This window comes from Streptomyces sp. NPDC001156, assembly GCF_053598275.1.
In genome coordinates, this window is the sequence record NZ_JBSFJX010000303.1 from 1 (window position 1) to 7,724 (window position 7,724).

10 protein-coding genes and 1 pseudogene are annotated in these 7,724 nt (G+C 66.5%); 6 read left to right on the forward strand and 5 right to left on the reverse strand.

Annotated features, from left to right (window positions below; genetic code table 11):
* Positions 1 to 110: 110 nt before the first annotated feature.
* The 4 genes from ACWDA7_RS48310 to ACWDA7_RS48325 all read right to left on the reverse strand — a co-directional run bounded on the left by ACWDA7_RS48310 (position 111) and on the right by ACWDA7_RS48325 (position 1,797).
* Positions 111 to 683, reverse strand: a complete 573-nt coding sequence (locus tag ACWDA7_RS48310) for a VOC family protein (RefSeq protein WP_450613990.1) — start codon at positions 681 to 683, stop codon at positions 111 to 113.
* 216 nt (positions 684 to 899) lie between these two features.
* Entirely contained in the window at positions 900 to 1,097 is a 198-nt protein-coding gene (locus tag ACWDA7_RS48315) for an SsgA family sporulation/cell division regulator (RefSeq protein WP_450613992.1), read from the reverse strand.
* Positions 1,098 to 1,125: 28 nt separating this feature from the next.
* A complete protein-coding gene (locus ACWDA7_RS48320) occupies positions 1,126 to 1,305 on the reverse strand; it encodes a hypothetical protein (RefSeq protein WP_450613994.1) in 180 nt (59 codons plus the stop codon).
* Between the two features lie 24 nt (positions 1,306 to 1,329).
* Positions 1,330 to 1,797, reverse strand: coding sequence for a hypothetical protein (locus ACWDA7_RS48325; RefSeq protein WP_450613996.1), 468 nt, complete (start codon positions 1,795 to 1,797; stop codon positions 1,330 to 1,332).
* 458 nt (positions 1,798 to 2,255) lie between these two features.
* Here ACWDA7_RS48325 and ACWDA7_RS48330 point away from each other — a divergent pair, with 458 nt between their 5' ends.
* The 5 genes and pseudogenes from ACWDA7_RS48330 (at position 2,256) to ACWDA7_RS48350 (ending at position 7,000) form a co-directional block, all read left to right on the forward strand.
* Positions 2,256 to 2,699 carry a cupin domain-containing protein gene (locus ACWDA7_RS48330; protein ID WP_450613998.1) on the forward strand — a complete coding sequence of 148 codons (444 nt, stop codon included), beginning with the start codon at positions 2,256 to 2,258 and terminating at the stop codon, positions 2,697 to 2,699.
* A 178-nt stretch (positions 2,700 to 2,877) separates the two neighbouring features.
* On the forward strand, positions 2,878 to 3,003 hold the full coding sequence (locus ACWDA7_RS48335; protein WP_450614000.1) for a hypothetical protein: 126 nt from the start codon (positions 2,878 to 2,880) through the stop codon (positions 3,001 to 3,003).
* A 502-nt stretch (positions 3,004 to 3,505) separates the two neighbouring features.
* The gene (locus ACWDA7_RS48340) at positions 3,506 to 4,534 is read left to right on the forward strand and encodes a methyltransferase (protein ID WP_450614002.1); all 1,029 of its coding nucleotides are present in this window, start codon (positions 3,506 to 3,508) and stop codon (positions 4,532 to 4,534) included.
* A gap of 261 nt (positions 4,535 to 4,795) precedes the next feature.
* Positions 4,796 to 5,525, forward strand: a pseudogene (locus tag ACWDA7_RS48345) (IS701 family transposase); the annotation flags it as partial.
* Positions 5,526 to 5,680: 155 nt separating this feature from the next.
* Positions 5,681 to 7,000 (forward strand): ISL3 family transposase, encoded by a 1,320-nt coding sequence (locus ACWDA7_RS48350; RefSeq protein ID WP_450614004.1) that lies wholly within the window; start codon positions 5,681 to 5,683, stop codon positions 6,998 to 7,000.
* Here ACWDA7_RS48350 and ACWDA7_RS48355 read toward each other — a convergent pair.
* A complete protein-coding gene (locus tag ACWDA7_RS48355) occupies positions 6,991 to 7,149 on the reverse strand; it encodes a hypothetical protein (protein WP_450614006.1) in 159 nt (52 codons plus the stop codon). The two genes, ACWDA7_RS48350 and ACWDA7_RS48355, sit on opposite strands and share 10 nt — an antisense overlap.
* A 336-nt stretch (positions 7,150 to 7,485) precedes the next feature.
* Between ACWDA7_RS48355 and ACWDA7_RS48360 the strand changes: the two genes are divergently transcribed.
* A partial coding sequence (locus tag ACWDA7_RS48360) for a hypothetical protein (RefSeq protein ID WP_450614008.1) occupies positions 7,486 to 7,724 on the forward strand: 239 nt, incomplete at its 3' end.

Below are 7,724 nucleotides of genomic sequence, written 5' to 3' on the forward strand. Positions count from 1 at the left end.
GTGCCCACCGGCAGGCAACCCGCGTCAACTTACGCGGGGGCATCGGTCCTCAGCTCCCGGACGGTCACGGTTCCGAACGCTTCATACGGTCTACTTAGGCGAGCGCGACATCACAACAGGTATGTGCCCGCCGCGTATCCGAGAGGCTCCCCATTGAGTTCCAGCCTGAGACCGTTGGGGTCCGCCACGAAGAGGTTCGGCGCTACCCCTCCCTCTATCTCCATGAACGGGATGCCACGTTCATGGAGACGAGTCTTGATGTCGGCGAAAGTCTCATCGGTTACCGACAGCGCCACGTGGTGGCCTCCGCCGATGGTCTCCGCGTACTCGGGGTGGGGATGGCCCGGGAAGTCAAAGAAGGCGAGCATGTTGCCGTTTCCGATGTCCAAGAAGAAGTGCGTGGACCCCGGGTAATCGCGATTTTCGACCAGGTCCACGAGCGGGAAGCCCATAACGTCCCGGTAGAAGAGGATCGTCTCCTCCACGTCTCGACAGATGAACGCAGCGTGATGAAGTCCTCGGGACGAGGTCTTGGGCCGTTCCGCGACGTCGACGAGATACCGCTCTTTCAGCTCGTCCTGGCGACGCCGTATGGCCTGCAACTCTTCACCTTGCGGTTCGGGCATGGTTGAAATCCTCTCGCTGTCTTCCAGGGTGCCGTGACCGGGCTGGCTGGCACTCATGGGCGAAGGTGACCAGACTCGGCCAGATCCTTGACGTGTCAAGTATATGCAATGTGCTTGCACCGTCAACTAAACCTGATGCCGGCAGCGGGAGGCATGGCATACCAGCGTCGGCGGCGGTCAGGCACACCGACGCGTCAGAGGTGTCGGACACGCGCGAAACTCCCGCATGGTTGTCATCGCCCGAGAGTGACGGCTTCGTGGCGCGGGAGGCGTTCAGTTTCCCGCGAGCAGGTGCGCCAGCTCGGCATCAAGGTCGAGTTGGCCGGACTCGGCCCCCGGCGGCACTACGGAGCGCGTTTCGCGCAGGAAGGCCTCCACGCAATGTGCGGGGACCTCGAGTAGGACCGAGCCCGCAGGCGGCGTGAGCGCGATGTAGAGCACGTCGCGTCCGAGTCCGTCACCCGACCACATCCGGACGTCTCCGTGACCGGCGTGCCCCTTAAGGGCCTGAGCCAGCATTGTCACGGCTGAAGAACCGCTCGACCGTCCCGCCGTGGCGGACGGGGTAGAAGGCGGCGTGGACGGCATAGGGATCGTCGGCCTCGTATTGCAGCCCCATGGACAGCGGCATTGACAGGTCACGTGATACGACAAGCCGCACGGGCAGTTCGTACGCCACGGTTCTCAACGATTTCACAGCCATTCACTCCGAGGTGCCTGCTGCGCCATTCCCTCCGATCGCTCGCGCCCGGTCCCGGGTCGTGGCGAAGAACGGCCACGGTGACGCGGCGCGAACCATCGACGAGGAGAGACGGCGAAGGCGGTTCCTGTGCCGACCCCTGCCCGGCCGGGAGACGATCTCACCGCAGCGGGCCTGGGGCCGTTTTGCTGAGCGGTCACCCGACGACGCCAAGACGCAGCCTTCGAACTGCGCCTCGGCGCCGATGTGCATCAACTGGACGATGACCGCCGACGACAGGGCGGGCCTACGGGCTCCGGGCGGGCCCATGCGCACCTGGCGGGCCGGGACGGGCCGATCAGGCTCGCCGACATCGCGAATGGCCAGCCGTAGCACTCCTTGCCTGGGGCGATCCTCGATCCAGGGGAGATCGCCCGCCTCGACATACGAAGGCGTGAACGCCTGGGCGGCATCCTCCACGAGTACGAACATGCCGCGTGACCTGGGCGGACGAGGTTTCTGGCAAGGGCAACGTCACCCCGTACCCCGCGCTGCGCATCCAGCGCCACGACATCCTCAGCGGCCTGCGCGACACCGCCTGATGGAGATCACCACTGGGTAGGCGGACGCCCAGCTCGCGAAGCACACGAGACTGTCGGGACCCCACAGTCGTTCGGGCCACCCTCGAACGGCGCGCATCTCATCTACTTGCACGGTGAAGTACTTCTGGTCTAATTTCTTGACGAGGCAAGTTCTTTGCTCGCATCGGGCCGGGGTGATCTGGATCCACCAGGAGGCCGGTGTGTGTGGGCCTGGGAGCCTCTTGAGCGCGCCCGTCCAGTTCAGAATGGAGATCCCATGAGCTTTCCAGTGACCGCGCTGGACCCTGACGACCCGCGCTGGAACACGCGCGGTGCGCTCTACGTGCCATCGGGTCGTGGACCGACGGTATGGGCTGCGGGCGACGTCTACACGGTCAAGGCAACGGGTGCGCAGACGAACGGGGGTTCGGCCTTATCGAGGCCACGGTTCCGGCGGGCGGCGGACCGCCGGCTCATGCTCACACCGAGCAGGAAGAGACCTTCTACATCCTCGACGGTGAACTTGAGTTCCTGGATGGCGACCACATTTTCACGGCCGTCGCGGGGGATTTTGTCCACATCCCCCGGGGCATCCGTCATCGCTTCACGAACAAGGGCAACCACGCAGCGAAGATGATCTTTATGTTCACCTGGTTCCTCCGAGGATGCCCTGGCCTTCAGGCTGGGGAGGAATCGGACTCCTGCGGAGCAGGGCAGGCAACGGAGTTTCGCCTCCAGGGCGAAAGACCGTCCACGCGACCGGGTAAGCTGCTCGGTGTGCGTTGCGAGAACCAAGCGCGCACACCGTGCTGAGCGAGAGCCAGGCTGGCACAGCAACTCCTTTGCTTGTAGTACCGAACCGGGCAGGTTCCGACCCGGCTGGTGTTGAGGGTGTAAGACCCGTAGGTCCGCTGGGCCGCAGGCAGCCTGAGCCAGGAATCCCCCTGCTTCAGCGGAGGGAGGGTTCAATCCTCCTGGACCGGAACAGGTCATGCTCGACTACTCCATGCCGGCGCGGCCCGGTGAGGCGCCGCCGCCGGTTGACGAACAGCAAATCGCGCTTGGGCTGGAGGCGACCCGGCGCCAGAAGGCGATCCTGCTTCCGGAGCCTTTCTGATCGCTGGAGCGGGCCAATCCTGGTGGCAGCTGCGTGCTGGGCCCTTGCGAGCCGACGCGCGGGCTGATGATCCGGAGTCTTTCCAACACACTGGTCAGTGAGCGGCGGGTCACATGCTGGCGGCGCTGAGCACGTTTCTGGCCCATGCCACAACCGAGGGTGAGGCGCGCGGGCCCAGGCTGCCACGTCGCCTCGGTCGGTGCTCGGTCTGGATTGCACATGACCCCGCTTGGTGGGGCCGCATCCGTCAACCCAGGCCCACTCGGCCCCACCGACTCCACGGACAACTTCCTCCCCGCCCCGGTCTGTACCTGGCGCACCGACCCTCTGCACCTGCCCCACCAACACCACCGCCGACGGGTGGCGCCGTCCAGAGGATCGGCGGACACGAGCGGCCGTCGCCTCGACAGTGGCCCGTTGGTCATTCAGCGCCGACGGGCCATGGCCCGCACCGCGTTCGACCGGCCCAATGCACTCCCTCGCCCATATAAGGAGACATATCGTGACAACACCGGAGATTCCTGCCGCGGCGCAGGACTACGAGCGAATGATGGGCATGGTCACTGGGTACTGGGTGACTCAAATCGTCCGTGCCGCAGCCGTGTACAACCTTGCTGGTCACCTGGCGTCGGGGACGAACACCCCCGAGGAGATCGCCGAGGCGGAGTCCACCGACCCTGACGCCACTCGTCGTCTCATGCGTACGTGCGCGTCGCTTGGCCTGATGACTTCGGACGACGGTGCGCACTACGCTGGCACGTCCTTGCTCAACACGCTGCACAAGGATGCCCCCAACTCGCTGCATTACTTCGCGGTTTCGCAGTCCGCACCGGGGCACTGGCTGCCGTGGGGCCGGTTTCCGGAAACCGTCCGCACCGGTGACCACCAGGTGAAGGCCGCCCACGGGGCCGCGACCGTCTTCGACTACTTCGCCAGCCACCGTGACGAGGCGTCCTTCTTCACCCAGTCCATGACCAACCTCTCGGTCGCCGCGGCGGTGGATGTCGCTGCTGTTCTCGACACCAAAGGCGTCAGGCTCGCCATGGATGTCGGCGGTGCCTCCGGCCATGTCGTCCGGGCGATGATGAGGGTCAATCCGGAACTCCGCGGCGGGGTTTTCGACTTGCCGCACATCGTCCCCGCGGCTGCGGAGGCCGCCCAGGCCGACGGGCTGGCGGAGCGTTTCACTGTCGTCGGCGGGGACTTCTTCGAGGAGGTTCCGGCGGCGGACCTCTACGTGTTGAAGTACATCCTGCACGATTGGGACGACGACAGCTGCGTGCGCGTTCTGAAGAACTGCCGGTCCTCGCTGGTGGACGGCGGCCGCATTGCCGTGGTGGATCACCTCGTCGGCGGGATCGGGGAGCCTGGGCTCGCTCCCCTGATGGATATGAACATGCTCGACATGACCGGTGGCCGGGAGCGAGAGATGAGCGAGTTCGACGCGCTGTTCGCTGCAGCCGGTCTGCGTCGCGTGAAGGTGAGTACCGCAGGCGCCTTCGCCGTCATCGAAACGGTTCCAGCGGCTTGACGCTGCCCTTGCCGAACCTTATCCGTCCTGGTGGGTTGGGTGTGCGGGTGCATGGGATCTTGACAGGGAAGAGCACCAGAAACAGCATGAGCCGCCTGCCGACGCCGAGCTGACGGTCAGCGAACGCGCCCGGCTGAGGGAACTCGAACGCCGCATTGGCGAAGTCGAGACACGGCAGCTGTAGTTCCGGCGTCTTCCCTGGTCAGCAGCTCGCGGGGTCGGGTGGGGGTATGGGTACGGCCACCGTGATCATGAACGTTTGTGACGACGTTTCAAGAAGCGGTGGCCGTGGAGGTCACGATAGCCCAGGCAGTCTGGGGCCGGGTGTTTGGGACGGCGATGGACGTGATCGCGGACTGCTTCGCGCGGCCTGAGACACGCACGACGGCGGCGGAGATGGTCAGCGGGCTGCTGGCAGAGGTGGACACGCGCAACTGCTGGACGCTGGCCCAGGCGCTGGGGCATCCGGGGCCGCACCGGCTGCAGCACCTGCTGTCACGCGCGAAGTTCGACCACGACCGGGCCAGGGTGGAGATCGCCCGTCTGGTTGTGCGTGAACTCGCAGGTCAGAACGTGGTGCTGGTGGCGGACGAGACCGGCGACGCCAAATCCTCCACCGACTGTGTCGGAGCCGGCCGCCAGTACTCCGGCGCGCTCAAGGGTGTCGGTCTGTGCCAGGTCGCCGTCCACCTCGCCGTGGTCACCGAGACGGCGAGGGTGGTGATCGACCGGGCCCTGTATCTCCCGAAGGACTGGGCTGCGGACGAGGAACGCCGCGACGCGGCCGGTGTCCCGGAGGAGATCATGTTCGCCACCAAGCCGCAGCAGACCGCCGCCATGGTCGCCAACGCGCTCCAGTTGGGCATCGACGCACACTGGTTCGCGGGCGACGAGGTCTATTCCGGCCGCGAACTTCGGACGAAAATACGGGCGTTCGGACTCGGCTATGCAGTCGGCGTGTCCCATACACACGTGGTGACCGTGCGCGGGTCTTCGCGGTTGAGCGGTGCGTCTTGTTTGTGGTCTGAGGTGGTGTCACGGTCTGTGACCGCCCTGAGGGTGTCCTGGCGCTGGACGCGAGGCGCCCGTGGTCATGCGTGATCATTTCTGTTCTTGAGGCAGAACGATCATGCAGGAGCCACGGGCTTGGACAACGATGCGACGTTACTGCTTGATCTGGACGGGGTGTCCGTCCACCGCGTCGAGCTGCTGGAAGACGGCAGACGCCGGGTCCACCTCACCACAGCGGACTCGTCGGCGCGGGCCTGTCCGGCCTGCGGGGTCTTCGCCACCCGGAGCAAGGGCCGGGCACTGACCCGGCCCCGTGATCTGCCCTATGGGGAACGGGGAATGGAGTTCTTCTGGCACAAGCGCCGCTGGTGGTGTGGCGAGCCCGCGTGCCCGAGGAAGTCGTTCACCGAGAGCCTCCCGCAGATACCGGCAGGGGCCCGGATCACCGAGCGGCTGCGGGCGGCGGCCGGACGTCGGGTCCGCGATGCCGGCTCCACCGTCATCCAGGCCGCCCGCGATCTGCACCTGTCCTGGTCGACGGTGATGGCCGCCTTCACCGTGCAGGCCCGCGAGGTCACCGGGGCGCCGCTGCCCGAGGTGCGGGTGCTGGGCATCGACGAGACCCGCCGGGGCCGCACGAAGTGGGAACAGGATGCCGAAACCGGGAAGTGGCAGCTGGTGCGTGACCGTTGGCACACCGGCTTCGTCGACGCCCTGGGCGCCGGCGGGCTGCTCGGCCAGGTCGAGGGCCGCACCACCGCCGACGTCCTGGCCTGGCTGTCCACCACCGAACTGACCTGGCGCAAGAACATCACCCACGTCGCGATCGACATGTCGGCCACCTACCGCGCCGCGATCCGTACTGGCCTGCCCGACGCCATCGTGGTCGTCGACCACTTCCACATCGTCCAGCTCGCCAACAAGATGCTCTCCACCGTGCGGCGTCGCACCACCGCCGAACTGCGCGGCCGGCGCGGACGCGCCACCGACCCGGAGTGGAAAGCCCGCCGTCGCCTGTTACGCAACCGCGAGGACCTCACCGACGAACAGTTCGCGAGCATGTGGAACGCACTGCTGGACGAGGGGCAGATCGGGCAGATGCTGCTGACCGCATGGATCGCCAAAGAGTCCCTGCGCAGCCTGCTCGCCCTGGCCCGCACCGGCGCCGACCGCAACCAAGTCGGACACGCCCGCTGGAAGTTCCTCACCTGGTGCGCGGACAGCGACATCCCCGAAGTCCGCCGCCTCGCCACCACCATCGACCGCTGGTGGAACGAGATCGCCGCCTTCCTCGACACCGGCCACAGCAACGCCAAGAGCGAAGGCATCAACCGCGTGATCAAGCTGACCGCACGCAACGCATTCGGGTTCAGGAACGCGACCAACCAACGCCTCCGGACACGCTGCGTCACCACCCGCCGAGCCCGCGGACACCTCCGCACCGCTCAACTATGAAGACCCATCAAAGTCCCGTCGATGACCCACAGTTCCCTGCGGTCGGTGGGCGGCGGACCGAGTAGCTCGGCGCGCGGTCCGGCGAGAGGGTCGACGACTTGGTGGACTGCGGAGTCGGAGATGCCGAACAGGGAGCCGAGTTGCTGCATGGTGAGGTTGGTCTGGTAGGCGAGGACGAGCAGCGGGACCCGGTCGGTGAACGGCAGCGCCCCGGGGCCGGCCGCGGCCCGTGTCGGGCGTTTTCTCCCGCAGCTGCTGCACGAGCCGGTGCATCTGGGGTCCGGTCAGTCCGGTCCAGGCCCGCAGGTCGGTAGTGGTGCAGCGGGCGAGACGCAGGCCCGTAACCGACGGCGTAGGGAGTCAAGCTGACTGGCTGCAGGGGGCGTTGTCAGTGGTGGCAGGTAGCTTTGATGTGATTGCTGAGGCGGCGCATGCCCGGACGGGTCTCCGTACGTTGGCGGGTCCAGAAGGAGGTGGGAACGTCCGTGACCACGAGCCTGCTCGATGCCGCGCCCGCCTCCGATGCCGCGCCCGTTCGCCGGTTCCGGGGTAAGAACAAAGGCGAGCGCTGGAAGCGCGGCGAGGACACCGAGCTGGCGGTGATCCGTCTGCCCCTGGACGTCCACCGTCTTGACGACGTGCAGCGTGTGGAGAACCTGTACTGGGCGATGTGGGCGGTCAAGCGTGCCCTGCAACGCGACGCTCGCGCCGCAGTCGACGCGTA